Annotated in this window: 19 protein-coding genes; 6 read left to right on the forward strand and 13 right to left on the reverse strand. The window is 61.6% G+C overall.

Going from position 1 to position 16,818, the window contains the following annotated elements; translation table 11 throughout:
- Positions 1 to 2: 2 nt before the first annotated feature.
- Genes KCG44_RS12805 through KCG44_RS12815 form a run of 3 tightly spaced genes read right to left on the reverse strand, consistent with a single transcriptional unit; the run spans position 3 to position 2,514 of the window.
- Entirely contained in the window at positions 3 to 1,022 is a 1,020-nt protein-coding gene (locus KCG44_RS12805; RefSeq protein ID WP_218446500.1) for a threonine aldolase family protein, read from the reverse strand.
- Between the two features lie 32 nt (positions 1,023 to 1,054).
- Positions 1,055 to 1,369 (reverse strand): hypothetical protein, encoded by a 315-nt coding sequence (locus KCG44_RS12810; RefSeq protein WP_218446501.1) that lies wholly within the window; start codon positions 1,367 to 1,369, stop codon positions 1,055 to 1,057.
- Complete coding sequence (locus KCG44_RS12815; protein ID WP_218446502.1) at positions 1,366 to 2,514, reverse strand: flagellum-specific ATP synthase FliI; 1,149 nt, start codon at positions 2,512 to 2,514, stop codon at positions 1,366 to 1,368. The genes KCG44_RS12810 and KCG44_RS12815 overlap by 4 nt, the downstream gene beginning before the upstream one ends.
- A gap of 183 nt (positions 2,515 to 2,697) precedes the next feature.
- Here KCG44_RS12815 and ctrA point away from each other — a divergent pair, with 183 nt between their 5' ends.
- Positions 2,698 to 3,411 carry a response regulator transcription factor CtrA gene (ctrA, locus tag KCG44_RS12820; protein WP_218446503.1) on the forward strand — a complete coding sequence of 238 codons (714 nt, stop codon included), beginning with the start codon at positions 2,698 to 2,700 and terminating at the stop codon, positions 3,409 to 3,411.
- A 44-nt stretch (positions 3,412 to 3,455) separates the two neighbouring features.
- Here ctrA and KCG44_RS12825 read toward each other — a convergent pair whose 3' ends face one another.
- The 3 genes from KCG44_RS12825 to KCG44_RS12835 all read right to left on the reverse strand — a co-directional run bounded on the left by KCG44_RS12825 (position 3,456) and on the right by KCG44_RS12835 (position 5,728).
- Positions 3,456 to 4,196, reverse strand: a complete 741-nt coding sequence (locus tag KCG44_RS12825) for an isocitrate lyase/PEP mutase family protein (RefSeq protein WP_218446504.1) — start codon at positions 4,194 to 4,196, stop codon at positions 3,456 to 3,458.
- A gap of 5 nt (positions 4,197 to 4,201) precedes the next feature.
- Positions 4,202 to 5,254: a bifunctional transcriptional activator/DNA repair enzyme AdaA gene (locus KCG44_RS12830; protein WP_218446505.1), complete on the reverse strand. Its 1,053-nt coding sequence runs from the start codon at positions 5,252 to 5,254 to the stop codon at positions 4,202 to 4,204.
- A gap of 78 nt (positions 5,255 to 5,332) precedes the next feature.
- Positions 5,333 to 5,728, reverse strand: coding sequence for a BLUF domain-containing protein (locus tag KCG44_RS12835; protein ID WP_218446506.1), 396 nt, complete (start codon positions 5,726 to 5,728; stop codon positions 5,333 to 5,335).
- Between the two features lie 209 nt (positions 5,729 to 5,937).
- On the opposite strand from KCG44_RS12835, the gene KCG44_RS12840 reads away from it, so the two are divergent.
- From KCG44_RS12840 to KCG44_RS12855, 4 genes are all read left to right on the forward strand, one after another.
- On the forward strand, positions 5,938 to 6,210 hold the full coding sequence (locus KCG44_RS12840; RefSeq protein WP_218446507.1) for a hypothetical protein: 273 nt from the start codon (positions 5,938 to 5,940) through the stop codon (positions 6,208 to 6,210).
- A gap of 196 nt (positions 6,211 to 6,406) precedes the next feature.
- Positions 6,407 to 8,074, forward strand: a complete 1,668-nt coding sequence (gene leuA, locus KCG44_RS12845; RefSeq protein ID WP_218446508.1) for a 2-isopropylmalate synthase — start codon at positions 6,407 to 6,409, stop codon at positions 8,072 to 8,074.
- 78 nt (positions 8,075 to 8,152) lie between these two features.
- Positions 8,153 to 9,220 carry a hypothetical protein gene (locus KCG44_RS12850; RefSeq protein ID WP_218446509.1) on the forward strand — a complete coding sequence of 356 codons (1,068 nt, stop codon included), beginning with the start codon at positions 8,153 to 8,155 and terminating at the stop codon, positions 9,218 to 9,220.
- Complete coding sequence (locus KCG44_RS12855) at positions 9,217 to 9,984, forward strand: hypothetical protein (protein WP_218446510.1); 768 nt, start codon at positions 9,217 to 9,219, stop codon at positions 9,982 to 9,984. Before KCG44_RS12850 ends, KCG44_RS12855 begins: the two co-directional genes overlap by 4 nt.
- Before the next feature lie 61 nt (positions 9,985 to 10,045).
- Here KCG44_RS12855 and KCG44_RS12860 read toward each other — a convergent pair whose 3' ends face one another.
- Both KCG44_RS12860 and rpsD read right to left on the reverse strand, forming a co-directional pair.
- Positions 10,046 to 10,348 carry a hypothetical protein gene (locus KCG44_RS12860; protein WP_218446511.1) on the reverse strand — a complete coding sequence of 101 codons (303 nt, stop codon included), beginning with the start codon at positions 10,346 to 10,348 and terminating at the stop codon, positions 10,046 to 10,048.
- A 97-nt stretch (positions 10,349 to 10,445) separates the two neighbouring features.
- A complete protein-coding gene (gene rpsD, locus KCG44_RS12865) occupies positions 10,446 to 11,060 on the reverse strand; it encodes a 30S ribosomal protein S4 (protein WP_218446512.1) in 615 nt (204 codons plus the stop codon).
- A 213-nt stretch (positions 11,061 to 11,273) separates the two neighbouring features.
- Here rpsD and KCG44_RS12870 point away from each other — a divergent pair, with 213 nt between their 5' ends.
- On the forward strand, positions 11,274 to 13,244 hold the full coding sequence (locus tag KCG44_RS12870; protein ID WP_218446513.1) for an alpha/beta hydrolase family protein: 1,971 nt from the start codon (positions 11,274 to 11,276) through the stop codon (positions 13,242 to 13,244).
- A 43-nt stretch (positions 13,245 to 13,287) separates the two neighbouring features.
- Here KCG44_RS12870 and KCG44_RS12875 read toward each other — a convergent pair whose 3' ends face one another.
- The 5 genes from KCG44_RS12875 to rpiB all read right to left on the reverse strand — a co-directional run bounded on the left by KCG44_RS12875 (position 13,288) and on the right by rpiB (position 16,777).
- Entirely contained in the window at positions 13,288 to 13,551 is a 264-nt protein-coding gene (locus tag KCG44_RS12875; protein WP_218446514.1) for a hypothetical protein, read from the reverse strand.
- A gap of 86 nt (positions 13,552 to 13,637) precedes the next feature.
- A complete protein-coding gene (locus KCG44_RS12880; RefSeq protein WP_218446515.1) occupies positions 13,638 to 14,369 on the reverse strand; it encodes an RNA methyltransferase in 732 nt (243 codons plus the stop codon).
- A gap of 13 nt (positions 14,370 to 14,382) precedes the next feature.
- On the reverse strand, positions 14,383 to 14,880 hold the full coding sequence (gene nrdR / locus KCG44_RS12885) for a transcriptional regulator NrdR (protein ID WP_218446516.1): 498 nt from the start codon (positions 14,878 to 14,880) through the stop codon (positions 14,383 to 14,385).
- A gap of 133 nt (positions 14,881 to 15,013) precedes the next feature.
- A complete protein-coding gene (glyA, locus tag KCG44_RS12890; protein WP_218446517.1) occupies positions 15,014 to 16,330 on the reverse strand; it encodes a serine hydroxymethyltransferase in 1,317 nt (438 codons plus the stop codon).
- A 3-nt stretch (positions 16,331 to 16,333) separates the two neighbouring features.
- Complete coding sequence (gene rpiB, locus KCG44_RS12895; protein ID WP_218446518.1) at positions 16,334 to 16,777, reverse strand: ribose 5-phosphate isomerase B; 444 nt, start codon at positions 16,775 to 16,777, stop codon at positions 16,334 to 16,336.
- Positions 16,778 to 16,818: the final 41 nt, after the last annotated feature.

Below are 16,818 nucleotides of genomic sequence, written 5' to 3' on the forward strand. Positions count from 1 at the left end.
AGCTAGATCGGGAGGCTGCCAATGGCTTTGGCGAGCGCGTCGACATCGCCGTCCGGCGTGTCCCATGCGACCACGAAACGGGCTTCGCCCGCGCCCTCGTCGCCCCAGTCGTAAAAGTCGAAGCCCTGCTCGCGCAGCAAGGTGGCCCCCGGCACGCCGATGCGCAGAAAGACTTCATTCGCGTCGACCCTGTGCATTAGCCGGTCAGCTGCCGCCGCGCCGAGGCGCTGCGCACCGGCATTCGCCCTGCGGGCATTGCGCAGCCAGACGTCGTCCTCGATCATGGCGAGCAATTGGGCAGCGGCGAAACGTCCCTTCGAGGGCATCTGTCCTGCGCGCTTGCGCCGCAGCGGAATGGTCTCCGCCAGTTCGGACGTGAAGATAATGAGCGCCTCGGCGGACATGCCGCCATTCTTGATGAATCCAAAACTCAGCGCGTCCACACCGGCACGCCATGTGACGTCCCCGGGATGGCAGCCGAGTGTGGCGATCGCATTGGCAAACCGCGCGCCGTCCATGTGAACGTGCCAGCCGCGCCGCGCCGCATCCGCCGACAGGGCCATGATTTCATCGGGCGTGTAGACACGGCCATATTCCGTGGCCTGCGTCAGGGAGAGCGCACGGACAGCGACCTGATGAACGTCGCCGCGCATGGGGGCCATGGTTTTCGCGACACTTTCCGGCGTCAGTTTTGCCCCGTCGCCGTCGGCGAGTAGCAGCTTCGCACCTGCGGTGTAAAACTCCGGTGCCCCTGCTTCATCAACGTGGATATGCGCCTCCTCATGACAGACCACGGCGCCAAATGGCGGCAACATCGCGGCCAGTGCGAGCGCATTGGCGGCCGTGCCTGTCGACACCGGAAACACGCGGCAATCGATACCGAACAGGTCGCTGAAGCCACTGTCGAGCCGCGCCGATATGGAATCGGAATCATACGCGCCGTCAACGACGTCATTGGCATTGAGAACGGCCTGCAGGACTTCCGGGCAGGCGCGCGCGGCATTGTCGGATAAGAAGTGCATGCCGTTCCCATGACAAATGCGAAAAGGCGCGTCTAGCGCGGCGCGCGCATGAATGTACCTCCCATACGGCGCTTCAGTTCGGCCAGTTCAGCGATCATGCCCGCGCGCGCATGTTGCAGCGCGCCAAGTCGCTGGCGCTGTGCGGCGGCAAAGGCGGCGGTATCGACACTTGGCAATTCCGCGGCCAGGCGAAGCTCCACCTCCAGCCTGTCGGCCGAGCGGTCGAAATCGGCGGCATTTATCGCAAGATTTCGCTGCAATACGGAAATTCGGTCGTGGATATCGTCAATGGTCGCCAGCTCGAATTGCGGCGCGGACGCGTTGCCGCTGATTACCGTGCCGTTCATGACAGACATCCTTTCAGTTCGGCAAGCGCCGCCGCGGAGTCCCGCCGCTCCCGGCGCGACTGTTTCATCAGATTTTCTATGGCCGGGGCACATGAAAGGGCGCGATCGACTTCGGCATTTCGGCCGGGCGTGTAGGCACCGAGCCTGACCAGTTCCTCCATATTGCTGCACAGCGAAAGTTCGGCATGGGCGGCCGCGATGAGCTGTGTCTTCTCATGATCGGTGCCGGTTTCGATTGCGGGCGGGTCGCGATGGGCACGGTCGAGCAGGTCAATCGCCGGGAAGCGGCCTTTCGCGGCGATCTCGCGATCAAGCACGATCCGGTCATCGACCATTTCGGAAACGGCGCTGACAAGCAGGTCGTCGGGCCGGTCTGCGCTTTCCGAAACCGCGAAGATTCCGGTCATCTCGCCGGGGCCACCTGGCAAGATGCCAGCGCGGGATATCAGCCTGTGCACCTCGTCGAAGATATGGGGCGTATATGCGAACGCATTCCTTACTTCACCGGCATCGACGGAAAGCTCCCGGCACGCATCGGCGAATTCCGATATTGAATCGAGCAGGCACAGCACATGCTTGCCCGCGTCGCGGAAATGTTCGGCGATGGTGAGCGCGGCCCATGCCGCGCGTCGGCGCATTACGGGACCATCCTCATCGAACGCGGCGATGACGACGGCGCGCGACATGCCTTCGGCCCCCAGTTGGTTCTGCACGAGTTCGCGCACGTCGCGTTCGGCCAGTCCAATGAGGCCGATCACCACGACGTCGCGATCGGTGAAGCGCCCCAGCATGCCGAACAGGCCCGCCCTGCTTGCCCCGCCGCGCGCGAGCATGGCGATACGCTGGCCGCCCGTCATGGGCGCGAACAGGTCGATCGCGGCAATGCCGGTGTCCAATGGCTGCCCCTTGGGCGCGGCCTGCTGCCGAACCGGCTGCGCGGGGCGCAGGACGCGGTGCAGGGACCCGGCGGCCGGTGCGGGGCGTCCATCGCGCGATCCGCCCGACGGGCAAAGCACCCGTCCGATCCATTCATCGGACGGCGCGATTTCCTCATCTTCGTCTGAAATTCGCGATAGCAGGGCCGCAGCAGGCAGATTGTTTGCAGGCAGAGCGCGAAATGTCGCGGCATGGGTCGGTCGGGTCATGCCGCGGACCCTATACCGGGGGTGGTTAGCGACCCCTTAACCTGTGACCCGCAAAGCACAATATGGATGCGGCGTTAACCCTTTACCCGCCGTTAACTTTTATTGATGATAAGTGTCATGGTTAACGGATAGGAGCGACGGCGAGGTCGCCCTGCTGCGCTTTTTTGGACGAGGAACATCACAATGCGGGTACTGCTGATCGAGGATGACCAGAACATCTCCGAAGCCATCGAGCTTATGCTCGAAGGTCAGGGGTTCAATGTCTACGCGACCGATCTTGGCGAGGAGGGCATCGACCTCGGCAAGCTGTATGACTATGATATCATCCTGCTCGATCTCGGCCTCCCTGACATGCATGGCTATGACGTCCTGAAGAAGCTGCGGCTCGCCAAGGTCGGTACGCCGGTGCTGATCCTGACGGGCGCGAACGATGTTGAATCGAAGATCCGCGGTCTCGGCTTCGGCGCGGACGACTATCTGACAAAGCCGTTCCACAAGGATGAGCTGGTCGCCCGTATCCAGGCGATCGTCCGCCGTTCCAAGGGGCACAGCCAGTCGATCATCAAGACCGGCAAGCTGGCGGTCAATCTCGATACCAAGACGGTCGATGTCGGCGGCAGCCGTGTGCACCTCACCGGCAAGGAATATGCGATGCTGGAGCTGCTGTCGCTCCGCAAGGGCACGACCTTGACCAAGGAGATGTTCCTGAACCATCTTTATGGCGGCATGGACGAACCCGAACTCAAGATCATCGACGTCTTCATCTGCAAGCTGCGCAAGAAACTGTCCGCAGCGTGCGAGGGCGACAATTATATCGAAACCGTCTGGGGCCGCGGCTATGTGCTGCGCGATCCGGAAGGTGACGAGCAGACCGCCGACGAAGCCGTCGCCGCGTAGTCACGGCTTTTTCTGGAACGGGGCGCCCCGGCCGGTTTCAGCGGTCAGGATGTCCCGCCAAGAGCTGCCTTTGCCGCGGCCTCCAAAGCGGCCATCGCGTCGCGATACGGGAGAGAACCGTAGCTGATCCGGGCGACACCAAGCGCGGCCATCTTGGCGGCACTGCCAAGCTCCGGGCGCCACAGCACGTTCACGGGTAGCCCAGTCCCTGCGCAGATTCGCGCAATCAGCGCCCGGTCCGCAAGGCCCGGAATGAAGAAACCGTCCGCGCCCGCATCGGCATATTGTGCGGCGCGGCCAAGGGCGTCCTCCATGTGATCCGCATGCGTTGCCGGATCGGACCTCAGGAAGACATCCGTTCGGGCATTGATGAAGAGATCGGCCGAGGCCTGGCGCGCGGCCTGAATCCGGCGTGCCTGAACATCCGCCGGGTAAATGTCGGCTGTGCCCGGAACGCAATCCTCGAAATTCATGCCGGCCGCGCCCGTAGCGACGAGACGGCCGACATTGTCAGTCAGGGCGGCACCGTCCTTTGCATAGCCGCCTTCGAAGTCGATCGTGACCGGTACGTCCACCGCCGCGACGACACGTTTCGCATTTGCAAGAACAATGTCGAGCGGGACGTTTTCGCCGTCTTCAAAGCCCTGCGCCATGGCGACCCCGGCACTGCCCGTGGCGATGGCCGCCGCACCTGATGCGGCGACCGCACGCGCGCTTCCAGCGTCCCAGACGTTAAACAGGACGAGCGGTTCGCCCTTGATGTGCAGATCGTGAAATCCGGTCATGAAGCCTATCCTTTCGCAGCCATGCGCTGCTCATGTTGCAGAAGCCATTTCTTGCGCCACAGACCACCCGCATAGCCCGTGAGGGATCCGTCGGACCCGATGACGCGGTGACAGGGAAACAGCAGCGCAAGCTGGTTCGCGCCATTTGCACGGGCGACGGCGCGGACGGCACCCGTATTGCCAAGCGCCTTGGCGAGGCCCGCATAGCTGCGCGTTTCCCCAAGGGGGATGCGGACAAGCTCGGCCCAGACCGATTTTTGAAACGCGGTCCCGTGATCTCCGACGGGCAGTGGCGGCAGGCCCGCCGTCCCGGCAAAATAGTCTGCCAGGCATTCAGCAATCCGTTTGTGCGGCTCTGTGCGCGCCATGATGACCGGCTTTCCCTGCCGCTCGCGCAGGCGTTCGATTTCAGCGGGCAGGGTTTTGCGGTCGTTGAACTCGAGCAGATGCAGGACATGTTCGTCGGCAATGGCGAGCATGGGGCCAATAGGCGTCTCGATCCAGTCCGCGCTGAGTACGCCCTGGCCGCGAAACCTGGTCGGCGGGGTGCCGAGAATTTTCTTGATGGCCGCGCGAAATCCCGAACCGCTTTCATAGCCGGCATCAAGCTGGGCGTCGATGACCTTCTCCTCGGCCGCCAGCTTTCCTGCGGCGGAACCGAGACGCCGGGCGCGCGCAACCTGAAGGAAAGTCATCCCGAAATGACGGCGGAAGACGCGGCGAATGGTGGACGGGTCGAGGCCGAGTTCCACCACATCGTCTTCTCGCCAGCGGCGCTGCGGCTCGCTGTCGAGCATTCGCAAGAGGGGACCGATGACCGGATGGTCTGGCGCGTCGAGGGGGCGGCAGCGCTTGCACGGGCGGAACCCGGAATCGACACAGGCCTGCAGCGATGTTTCAAAGATCACATTCTTGCGCAGCGGGTTTCGCGCCGGACAGGTCAGGCGGCAGAAGATGCCGGTCGACGTGACGCACACCCATGCTTTCCCCTCAAAAGCGGGATCGCGATCGGTCAACGCCTGATATAATGTGTCGTCGTCGAATTCGGTAAGTAACATTCGGATTGTCTAGCAGCGCGATCCGTACCGTGCCGACGAAAAACGGGCAGCTATTGCCAAATAGCGGACCTCGGGCGTCTATGCCGCTTTGGCGAAGTTCCTGAACAGGGCGGTCGTGGTCGGGGTCGCGGCGATCAGGGCGGTCTCGATCTGCTCGGCAAGAGCGGCGAATTCAGCACTATTGTCCGACCGCTCGAACGCCATGGACCAGTCGCCAAACTCGGGGCTCTCAATGGTGCGGTCGCCAAGGACAACGATGCTGCGATGTCGCCTGTCCTCGGCGATGCGCCGATAGGTCCGCTCGATCGCCGTTGCCGAACCCTCCAGAACCTGCAGGAAGCGCAGGCCATTGAACAGCAGGAGCCCGCTAATGCCGTCAGCGCGGTTGCGCGACCGCGCCGACGACAGGATGGCTTCGAGTTCGCCGTCCGCATGGTCGCCCTGGGTCGTGCTGATGTAGATCAGTTGCCGCATCGCCTGAAATGACCTTTCGATAAACGCCGCTGATGAGCATAGTGACAATGCGTTAACCAAGGGTAGCTGTCGGCGGATTTTACACCTTTGCGGGCAGCGGGCTCCGGTTAACCCTGCGCGCCTTTGAGCAGGCTGGAGAATATGGTTCCGGCACGGTGTTTGCTTGATCCTGCTTGGCAAGAAACAATGAAGAGCAAGGCAGCCCGAATATGCCGATCGCAAACATCCTTTTGATCGCCGGACTGATGGCGGCAGGAAATGCGGACATCCCGGCAGAGGCCGATGTCGATATCGCGGCCGCGCCTTCGCTTGCGCCATCGATAAACCTGCGGCAGTTTCTTGAGGCGATGGGCGATCGCTGCTGGGCCATTCATGCCGACGGTACCGCCGTCGCCCACGAGGACGTGCCCGGTCTGCGCGGCGATATCGAGATCGAGTGCCTGCCCCGGGAAACAAACAGACGCGAAGACAGCTTCATTTAGGGTTTGCCTGCCTGGGCGTCGCGTTCTATCGTCATCGGCGATGATCAAGACTCTGGGCCTTCTTCTCCTGCGACTTACACGCCCCCAGGCGTGAACGCGGGCGCTATCTGCCTCCGCCGTCTGGGGGCCATCCGAACCTGACAGACCAACAATGCGCAGCGATTGATCCTGCGCCCTTCTTCCGGATGATATGACGATGCTGACCGATCCTTCCCGCAAATATACCGCTTTTCCGCAGGTTGACCTGCCAGATCGCGAATGGCCCTCAAAGACGATCACGGCACCGCCGCGCTGGCTTTCCACCGATCTGCGTGACGGTAATCAGGCCCTCATCGACCCCATGGATGCCGAAAAGAAGCGCCGCTTTTTCGATATGCTCGTGAAAATCGGCCTGAAGGAGATCGAGGTTGGCTTCCCGTCGGCGGGCGCGACCGAATTCGATTTCATCTCTGGCCTCGTCCAGTCGGATGCGATCCCGGATGATGTCACCGTCCAGGTGCTCACCCAGTCTCGCCGGGACCTTATCGAAAAGAGCTTCGAAAGTCTGCGGGGGGCACGCGCCGCCATCGTACATCTCTATAACGCCGTCAGCCCGGCCTGGCGGCGGATCGTGTTTCAGATGGACCGGCAGGATATCAAGCAGATCGCGGTCGACGGCGCGAAGATCCTGCGGGATGAAGCCGCCAAACAGCCGGATACCGAGTGGCATTTCGAATATTCACCTGAGACTTTCTCGACAGCGGAGCTGGATTTCAGTCTGGAGGTTTGCGAGGCTGTCATGGACGTGCTGCAACCGACGCCGGACAGGCCGATCATCCTGAACCTGCCAGCCACGGTGGAGGCGGCAACACCCAATATCTATGCCGATCAGATCGAATGGTTCGGCAGGAATATCCGCGACCGCGACCGCGTTGCGATCAGCCTGCACCCGCACAATGATCGCGGTACCGGTGTTGCCGCGGCGGAACTTGGCATGATGGCGGGCGCGGACCGGGTCGAGGGGTGCCTGTTCGGAAATGGCGAGCGCACCGGGAATGTCTGCCTGGTGACGCTTGGCATGAACATGTACACGCAGGGCCTTTCGCCCCGGCTCGATTTTTCCGACATGGAGCGGATCGTGAAGATGGCGGAATATTGCAACCAGCTGCCCGTGCATCCGCGGCATCCCTATGCGGGCGAACTCGTTCATACCGCTTTTTCCGGGTCGCATCAGGATGCGATCAAAAAGGGATTTGCGGCGCAGGCCGCCCGCAATGACGAAATCTGGGATGTGCCCTATCTGCCGCTCGACCCGCGCGACATCGGGCTGGATTACGAGGCTGTCATTCGCGTGAATTCGCAGTCCGGCAAGGGCGGGGTCGCCTGGGTGCTTGAGCAGGACAAGGGGCTGAAACTGCCCAAGCGCCTGCAAGCGCATTTCAGCCGTGCCGTGCAGGAACTGGCCGATCGCAGCAGCCGAGAGCTGAACGCCGACGATATCTGGCAGGCGTTCAAAGCGGAATATCGGATCGGCAGGACGCCCAAGCGCTTCCGTCTGGTTGACTATGAAGAAAGCCGGGCCAGCGATGGCACGCGCATCTTCACCGGCAAGATCCTCGATCAGGGCACCGAGCGCAGCATTTCAGGTCGCGGCAATGGCCTGATTTCGGGTGTGGTGTCCGCGCTTGCCGATAGCTTCGGCGTGGCGCTCGACGTGGTGAACTACTCCGAGCATGCCATGACCGGCGGCACGGATGCGCGGGCGGCCGCCTATGTCGAATGCACCGACGCCAATGGCGAGACGGTGTGGGGTGTGGGCATGGACGAGGATATCGCAACGGCGTCCGTTCGCGCCGTGCTGAGCGCCGCGAGCGCGGCGGCTTAGACATACGGCACGTCTTGAACGGCAAGGCGCGGTGATCGCCGGTTGCGTCCGGCGCGACTCTGACCCACATTGATCGCGATGATCCGCACAGTCCTTGCCGCCGCCCTCTTCCTGCTCGCCGCGCTGCCGACGGTTTTTACCGTGCCTGCCAACGCCAGCACCGCTGTCTTCGATGGCGAGGAACTGACCATGACGAGCGGCACCGCGCTGCGCCGTGCGCCGCTATCGTCCGTGCTGCGCGGTCGGACTGCGTGGCGCACGGTGTTCGATGCGGCGCCGAATCTGATCGAGCGGTCGCAATGTCTGCCGCCGTCCTTCTCCCGTTGCCTGCTGACACTGCGCCAGCCCGGCGAGGCGGGCCGCCAGGGCACGCGGATTCTCGAAATCGATGTCGATAGCGGCACCGCCATAGAGGGCGGCTTCCAGACCGATTTCGGCCCCAATGCGGCGTCATGGTATGATGACCGGCGGATCCTCTTTGCGGGCGATAGCGGCGCTGGTACGCTGACGCTGGCGGGAACGCCGCGGCTGCTGAAGTTATGGACGCGCGGAACCGAGCTGAACACCGCCCAGACCATCCTCGCACTGGTCGAAGGCAGCACTGATATGACGCCGATATTCGATGTGTCCACAGGCGGGCTTTTCCATGCCGCGACGCTGCAGGACGAAACCGGAACGGACATGCTGTTCCATTTCGGTTGGGCACAGAATTTCGTCCGGTCCCGCTTGCCCGCACGGTTTACATTTCAGGACTTTTTCCAAGGCCGTGCCATTTCCCTTCTGGGCGCAACGTGGAACGGTATCCCGGCGGGAGGCCTTGCGTCCTATCCCATGGGCCCCCTGATGGGGCCAAAACGCCTGACAATTCCCGAGCAGGCCTATGTCCCGCCAGCGGGGTTCGGCATTGAAAGGGCGAGGGGCGGTCGTGACAGGCTTTTCGTCCAGCTTCGGGGGGCTGCGGGCGATCGGCTGATCGATGTGCGCGTCGGCTCGCCGAAATGGCGCGAAAGGCGCATTAACGTGCCGGGGGATGGCCCCATCGAACTGCTGGCCGTCAGCAAGCTCGCCGATGTTGCGCTGGTCAGGCGTAGCGGCAAGCTGCACGCCGTCGGCCGTGGCCGTGCGCGGGAAGTCACCGCGCCGTGACAGGACGGCTTGACGTTCCCGCCATTCTCCAGGCGGCGGTCATGACATGGTGGCGCGATTTTGCCCCCATCGCGATTTTGGGGCTTGGCCTTGTCGTCGGTCCGGAAGTCATCATGCAGATGCTGGGCGCAACGGAATCGGGGGCATCCAGCACGTCCACGCTGGCCACGACGATCCGCGCACTGACACGGCTGATGTTTGTCAGCGCAGTGATGGCGGCGACGCTCGCGAGCGCCGCGCGCCTTGACACGCGCACCTATATTCTTGCGGGGCTGAAGCGGATCCAGCCACCGCTGGTGACCGGCCTGTTGATCGCGGCGATGGCGGTTGTCATGCTTATTTTCGGACAGCTTCTGGCGCTGTTCGTGGTCCCGGCCGCTGCGATCCTCGCCTTGCCGGCAATTCTGGCCCTGATGACCTTCTGGCTCGTGGCCATGCCGGTTGCCGCCGCGCTTGGCGTCGCTCCTATTGCGGCCCTCCGGCAGTCCTGGCGACTTGTCTTACCTAGCCAATTCAAGGTCTTCTGCGTGTTATTGACGGCGATCCTGGCTCTCGTGCCCGTTCTTCTCCTGTTGAAGGTCGTGGTGTTGAGCGACAGTGCAAATCTAGAGGAAGTGCGCGCGGCCTTGGCTTCTCTCGGCCCGGCGACCACTGGTTTTTGGGTCATACAGCTCACCGCTATATGCGCATTTGGCCTTTTGGCTGTCGTGCCTGCGACGCTCTATCGGGCCCTGGCAGAACACACGCCCGCCCGCACATTCTAGCTCAAAGCGGGTCAGCACTGACGTAACCTGAGCGGCGAACGCCAGGAGAATGTAATTCTGACTAGTTGCTCGCGCTATTTCGTGCGCGAAGCCCTCTTTCGGCGTCGAGGTAATCGCGCTTGGAGACTGTGCTCAGATATTCCCACTCTGCCTCTGTGTAGCAATATTTCTTCTTAATCATTGAACCAGGCAGTTTGACGCGTTTGCACTTTTTCTCTTCTGCCTGCTCTGTAACCACGGCCGTCGGTTCGGTGGCGGTAGCAGCGGACGTCGTTCCCAAAATGGCAACACTGATGAGAACTGAAACGGAAACGCGCATCTTATATCTCCCTACCGTCATTAAACTGGTTTGATAATTGTCCATGATACACCGGATTTCTCCAGAGCAGTCAAGCAATCGGTAGAAAGGGGCTGCACCAGGATGCAGCCCCTTTTTTCAGATAATGATAATGCGGCGCGGACTAGCGCGAGTAGAACTCGACGACCAGATTTGGCTCCATCACCACGGGATAAGGCACTTCGTCCAGGGTCGGAACGCGGACATATTCCGCCTTGCCGTCCTCGGAAACGGCCACATATTCCGGCACTTCGCGTTCAGCGAGCGTCTGTGCTTCCATCACCAGCGCCATCTCTTTCGCTTTCTTGCGAAGTTCGATGACGTCGCCAACATCAATGCGGCGGCTGGCGATGTTGCATTTCACGCCATTGACGCGAATGTGGTTGTGACTGACGAGCTGGCGCGCGGCAAAGATCGTCGGTGCCCATTTTGCGCGGTAGACCATCATGTCGAGGCGGCGTTCGAGAAGGCCGATAAGGTTCTGCGATGTATCGCCCTTCAGACGGCTGGCTTCCTTGTAATAGCCACGGAACTGCTTTTCCGTGACGTCGCCATAATAGCCTTTCAGCTTCTGCTTCGCGCGCAGCTGGATGCCGAAATCGGACATCTTGCTCTTGCGGCGCTGACCATGCTGACCAGGGCCATATTCGCGCTTGTTCACCGGGGACTTTGGACGGCCCCAGATGTTTTCGCCCATACGGCGATCGAGTTTATACTTGGAGGACTGGCGCTTCGACATGGTCGGCGCTCCTTTCGGGTAAGTTGCTTATGTCATTGCCCGGGCTCGCACCGTCCAGCCTTTGCGCCGGGCGCGGCACCTGCTTCACCGGGCATGCAGGGCCAAATCACGAAGGGCGCGCACTAATGGTACCACGGCGGGAGTCAAGGGTGACTTTTGTAACGCACGTGGGATATCTAAGGTGCGTTCGACGAAACCGGGTGGATCATGAATATGGTAAAGAGTCTGTTGATGGCGGCGTTGGGTGCTGCGGCGCTGTCCTTGGGGCCGGCTGCGGCTCAGGATTTCAGCGACACCGCGATCAAGTTCGGCCGCATGCCGGATGTCACCAATATGCGACTCGCACCTGACGGGAAACACGTCAGCTATCTGGATCGCTCGGGACCATTTTCGGTACTGTACGTCGCGAACGTAGCGTCTGGGGAGAAGAGACCGGTACTAAGATCCGACAAGAATGTAGACTTTCATAACTGCCGCTGGCTGAATGTAGAGCGTCTGGCATGTCTGGCGGACGGTCAGTCCGACGAGTACGGGAAGTTAATTGGATTTACCCGCATGCTCGCCTTTAGCCTTGATGGCAGCGATGTCGTGCAGCTTGGCCAGAGGAACAGGTTTCGTTCCGTTGGCATGAATCAGTATTCTGGCAACATTATAGATATTTTACCGGATGAGCCGCGCCATGTGCTGATGGAAATCGAGTTGCTGCCCGAAAGAACAGGAAGCACGTTGCTTGCGGACACCCGGAAAGGATTGAGCGTCCAGAAAGTGGATATCTATTCCGGCAGGATGCGCACAGCCCTCAGCCCGACGCAGAATGCCGCACGGTTTGGAACAGATGGTCGCGGCAATGTGCGTGTAATCCTGCAACGGCAATCCGCCCCGCGGGGGAATATTGGTAATACCTACCGCTATCTTGTGAGTGAGGCCGACAAGAAAAACTGGGTCACGTTTGCCGAAGCGCAGTATGATGATCCTGCCGGTGTAAGCTTCGAAGGCTTCGACGAGACCGGACAATTTATCTATATGCTGCGGCCACATAAAGGTCGGCAGGCGCTTTTTAAGGAACCGGCGTCGGGCAAGGGCACGCCCGAACTCGTATTTGCCCACGACGCCGTCGATGTAGACGGTCTCGTCAAGTTCGGACGATGGGGGCGTCCAGTGGGTGTATCGTGGTCGGACGAATACCCACATATCGAATTTTTCGACCCGGAGCTTGAACAGCTTACAGACGCGTTGACGGGCGCGCTTGGCGGCGATGTTTCCGTGCAATTACTGGAGGATAGCTGGGACGGAAACCGTATTCTGCTAAATGCTTCGTCTGATCGAGATCCAGGCACCTACTATATTTTCGATCAAGAAACGAAGCAGTTGATCAAGATGAGCGCGGTCAGGTTGGCGCTTTCGGACACCGCGATGTCCGAAGTCACGCCGATCAGCTATCCTGCGGCCGACGGCACGCAGATTCCCGGATATCTGACGCTTCCTCCGGGCACCGCCGCAGATGCCAGGAACCTTCCCTTCATCGTCCTGCCGCATGGCGGACCTTCGGCGCGTGACACATGGGGTTTCGACTGGCTTGCGCAGTCGCTTGCGGCGAACGGCTATGCGGTTCTCCAGCCGAACTATCGCGGGTCTGCGGGCTTCGGCGCCACCTGGCTCGGCGACAACGCGTTTCGCGCCTGGAGGACGTCGATTGATGACATTAACGATGGTGCGCGCTGGGCGGCCCGGTCGGGGCTGGCGGATGCCGGTAAAATGGCAATTCTTGGCTGGTCATATGGCGGCTACGCAGCCCTTCAGGCCGCGACAGTCGATCCCGGCTTGTACAAAGCCGTTGTCGCCATCGCCCCGGTCGCTGATCTTGGGCAGCTGAAAGAGGATTCGCGTGGATTTACCAATTACCGCATCGTGGCTGCGCAGGTCGGCTCGGGCCCGCATATCGAAGAGGGGTCGCCAAAGCGCCGGGCCGCATTGTTTCAGGCCCCTGTCCTCCTGTTTCACGGCGATAAGGACTTGAATGTGGATGTCGGACATTCGCGCGCGATGGAAGACGCGCTGCAGGATGCCGGAAAACCGGTCACCTATATCGAGTATGAGGATCTCGATCACGGACTGCCGAGCAGCTTTGCCCGCACGGACATGCTGACACGTACGGAACGGTTCCTGTCAGACGCGCTGCGCTAGGCGGACGGCGGGGGCAAGAGGCCCCCGCCGACCCTTGCGAAACTCAATTGTCGATCGTGCCCATGGAACGGCGGTTTCGTTCCCAGCGTCCGTGTTCGTCCGAATGAGCACGGTCGATTTCAGCCCATTCTTCAGCCGTCCGGCAGACGGGCTTCTTGGCGATGCGGCTGCCGATCTCCGGCTGCTGCCTGCGGCAGACCCGTTCCTCCTTGGCAGAATCGTCGCTGACGATCTGGTCGGCAGCATGAACGCTAACCGGCAGGACGGAGATGGAAAGCGCCGCCGCACACAGATATTCGGTAATCATGTTCAATTCCTAGACTATCATCTCAAGTCATTTCGTAATTGCACCGGATAGCCGTCAATTATGACGAGTGTTTGAACAGGTTTAGCTTACGGTTCGTCTCTAGACGCCGCCGCGCGGCGCGGTTTCGTCAAGGCGCTGATGATGCCGCGCAGCGTGCGCACCTCCTGGCTGGTATAGCCAGGGCGGGTAAGGAGATTGCGCACGGTCTGACGCGCCGTGGGGGCACGGTCTGCCGTGCGAAAGAAGTCGGCACCGGTCAGAGCGTCATGGACCTGCCCGACCAGACCCTCGACCTCGGCCTGCGGCGCGGCCGCTTCCAGGCCCTCGCCCGCCATCAGGTCGGTACGGTGGCGCGACCATTCATAGGCGCACAGGATGACGGCCTGCGCCAGATTGAGCGATGTGAATTCCGGATTCACCGGCACGGTAATGATTTCCTGCGCACAGACCACTTCAGCGTTGTCGAGGCCGGTGGCCTCCGCGCCGAACAAAATCGCTGTCCGGCCCGGCCGCTTCATGCTGTCCGTGGCCGCCTGCTCCGGCGTCTTGACGTCCTTCAGGATGCCGCGTTTTCGCACTGTCGTCGCATAGACATGGGCGCAATCGGCGATGGCTTCGGCGACGCTGTCATAGACTTTCGCTCCGATCAACACCTCATCCGCACCCGCTGCGGCGGGACCGGCACTCGGGTTGGGCCAGCCATCGCGCGGGCTGACGAGGCGCAGCTCGCTGATGCCGAAGTTCAGCATGGCGCGCGCCGCCGCACCGATATTCTCCCCCAATTGCGGGCGGACGAGGATGATGATGGGGGCTGACATAAGCGGGTGCCGTCTAGAACAGCGTGTCCTTGGGAACCGGCCGCTCGCCATTGGCGGCTTTCTCGTCGGGCATGTCGCCGATCAGCTTCTCGAAATCCCTGGCTTCGCGAAATTCGCGGTAAACGCTGGCGAAGCGCACATATGCCACCTCATCGAGCGCGTGCAGGCCCTCCATGACATATTCACCCAGCTTGTCGGTCTCGATCTCGCTTTGTCCCGACGATTCCAGCTGGCGCTGGATGCCGGAAACGAGGCGCTCGATCTGCTCTTCCGATACGGGGCGCTTGCGGCAGGCGATGGCGATTGATCCGGCGAGCTTGTCGCGGTCGAAGGGCTGTTTGTCGCCGGATTTCTTGACAATGGAGAGGTCGCGCAATTGCACGCGTTCGAACGTGGTGAAGCGCGCGGCACAGGCCGGACACTGGCGCCGGCGGCGAATGGCGGACCCGTCTTCGGTCGGCCGCGAATCCTTCACCTGGCTGTCGGCATTGAGGCAGAAAGGGCAGCGCACTAAAAATTGTGCCCTTTGCCAAACCAGATCATCCCGGGCGAAGTCGCGGGACGTACCATGGTCTTGCAGCAACTTAAGTGCGTCCCTCGATTTCGCCCGGGATGATCAAACATAAAGGGCTGCATCGACCGTATCACCGCTCCGGATAAATCGGGAAGCGTGCGCAGAGGTCCAGCACCCGCTGCTTCACCGCGTCTTCGACGGCGCCATTCCCCTCAGGGCCATTGTCAACCAGGCCATCGAGGACGTCCGCCATCATCTCGCCAATGTCGCGGAACTCGGCCTGGCCAAAGCCGCGCGTCGTGCCGGCCGGCGAACCGATACGGATGCCGCTGGTCTTCGCAGGGGGTAGCGGGTCGAACGGAACGCCGTTCTTGTTGCAGGTCATGTTGGCGCGCTCCAGCGCCTCTTCGGCGTCCGCGCCGGTCAGGCCTTTGGGACGCAGGTCGACAAGAACGACATGCGTGTCGGTGCCGCCTGAAACGATGTCACAGCCGCGCTCTTTCAATGTGGCGGCAACGATCTTCGCGTTCGCGATCACATTCTGCGCATATGTCTTGAAATCAGGCTGCAGCGCCTCGCCAAAGGCTACCGCCTTTGCCGCGATCACGTGCATCAGCGGGCCGCCCTGCAGGCCGGGGAAAACGGCGCTGTTGAACTTTTTCCCCAGGTCGGCATCGTTCGACAGGATCATGCCGCCGCGCGGGCCGCGCAGTGTCTTGTGGGTCGTCGTCGTGACGACATGTGCGTGGGGAAGGGGGGACGGATGCTCGCCCGCCGCGACCAGACCCGCAAAATGCGCCATGTCGACATGCAGGTAGGCGCCGACCTTATCGGCGATCGCGCGGAACCGCGCGAAGTCGATGTGGCGCGGATAGGCGCTGCCGCCGGCGATGATCAGCTTTGGCTGGCATTCGATCGCCTGCGCCTCCAGCCTGTCATAGTCGATCAGCTGCGTCTGTTCGTCGACACCGTACTGAACCGCGTCGAACCATTTTCCCGACTGTGCGGGTTTCGAGCCGTGGGTAAGATGGCCGCCTGCATCCAGGCTCATCCCCAGGATCGTGTCGCCCGGTTTCACCAGGGCCAGCATCACCGCGCCATTTGCCTGCGCGCCAGCATGCGGCTGCACATTGACATAGGCGCAATCGAACAGCTGTTTCGCCCTTTCGCGTGCCAGCTCTTCCACCGTGTCGGATGGGCCGCAGCCGCCATAATAGCGGCGACCCGGATAGCCTTCCGCATATTTGTTGGTCAGGATCGACCCCTGCGCCTGCAGCACAGCCTCGGATACGATGTTTTCCGACGCGATCAGCTCGATTTCCGTCTGCTCGCGGTGCCGCTCCGCCGCGATGCCGGCAAAAACGGCGGGGTCCGCCTGTTCCAGAGTCGTTGAAAAGAATCCGGAATAATCGTTCGCGGGCAGGCGGGTGTCGGGATTGCTGCTCATGGTTTATCCTTGGTCAAGCATGTCGACGCGCCGCTGGTGCCGCCCGCCTTCAAAATCGGTTGAGATGAATTCATTCAGGGCATCACGCGCCGTCGCCTCGCCGATCAGACGCTCGCCAAGACACAGGATATTCGCGTCATTATGCTGCCGCGACAGCCGCGCCATCAGACCACTGGTGCAGTTCGCCGCACGCGCGCCCGCGACCTTGTTCGCGGCGATGGAAATGCCAATGCCCGACCCGCATATGGCGACCCCGAGCGCCGCCTCGCCGGACGCGACGGCCTGGCCGATGCGACGGCCAAAGTCCGGCCAGTCCACCGAATCATTGCTATTGGTACCGAGGTCGATCGGCTCATGCCCCATTTCCTCCAGCCAAATCCTGATCTTATCCTTCAAGAGGTAGCCGGCATGGTCGGCGGCGAGAGCGATACGAAGCGGCGTGGGCATAGCGCTACATCTAGTGGATGACGCGCGCGCGTGCTACCATG

The sequence above is a fragment of the Pacificimonas pallii genome (genome assembly GCF_019204005.1).
Classification (GTDB): Bacteria; Pseudomonadota; Alphaproteobacteria; order Sphingomonadales; family Sphingomonadaceae; genus Pacificimonas; species Pacificimonas pallii.

Coding starts and splice junctions, on each gene's coding strand:
- KCG44_RS12805 (WP_218446500.1), bottom strand. CDS start 1,022: ATGCACTTCTTATCCGACAATGCCGCGCGCGCCTGCCCGGAAGTCCTG.
- KCG44_RS12810 (WP_218446501.1), bottom strand. CDS start 1,369: ATGAACGGCACGGTAATCAGCGGCAACGCGTCCGCGCCGCAATTCGAG.
- KCG44_RS12815 (WP_218446502.1), bottom strand. CDS start 2,514: ATGACCCGACCGACCCATGCCGCGACATTTCGCGCTCTGCCTGCAAAC.
- ctrA (WP_218446503.1), top strand. CDS start 2,698: ATGCGGGTACTGCTGATCGAGGATGACCAGAACATCTCCGAAGCCATC.
- KCG44_RS12825 (WP_218446504.1), bottom strand. CDS start 4,196: ATGACCGGATTTCACGATCTGCACATCAAGGGCGAACCGCTCGTCCTG.
- KCG44_RS12830 (WP_218446505.1), bottom strand. CDS start 5,254: ATGTTACTTACCGAATTCGACGACGACACATTATATCAGGCGTTGACC.
- KCG44_RS12835 (WP_218446506.1), bottom strand. CDS start 5,728: ATGCGGCAACTGATCTACATCAGCACGACCCAGGGCGACCATGCGGAC.
- KCG44_RS12840 (WP_218446507.1), top strand. CDS start 5,938: ATGCCGATCGCAAACATCCTTTTGATCGCCGGACTGATGGCGGCAGGA.
- leuA (WP_218446508.1), top strand. CDS start 6,407: ATGCTGACCGATCCTTCCCGCAAATATACCGCTTTTCCGCAGGTTGAC.
- KCG44_RS12850 (WP_218446509.1), top strand. CDS start 8,153: ATGATCCGCACAGTCCTTGCCGCCGCCCTCTTCCTGCTCGCCGCGCTG.
- KCG44_RS12860 (WP_218446511.1), bottom strand. CDS start 10,348: ATGGACAATTATCAAACCAGTTTAATGACGGTAGGGAGATATAAGATG.
- rpsD (WP_218446512.1), bottom strand. CDS start 11,060: ATGTCGAAGCGCCAGTCCTCCAAGTATAAACTCGATCGCCGTATGGGC.
- KCG44_RS12870 (WP_218446513.1), top strand. CDS start 11,274: ATGGTAAAGAGTCTGTTGATGGCGGCGTTGGGTGCTGCGGCGCTGTCC.
- KCG44_RS12875 (WP_218446514.1), bottom strand. CDS start 13,551: ATGATTACCGAATATCTGTGTGCGGCGGCGCTTTCCATCTCCGTCCTG.
- KCG44_RS12880 (WP_218446515.1), bottom strand. CDS start 14,369: ATGTCAGCCCCCATCATCATCCTCGTCCGCCCGCAATTGGGGGAGAAT.
- glyA (WP_218446517.1), bottom strand. CDS start 16,330: ATGAGCAGCAATCCCGACACCCGCCTGCCCGCGAACGATTATTCCGGA.
- rpiB (WP_218446518.1), bottom strand. CDS start 16,777: ATGCCCACGCCGCTTCGTATCGCTCTCGCCGCCGACCATGCCGGCTAC.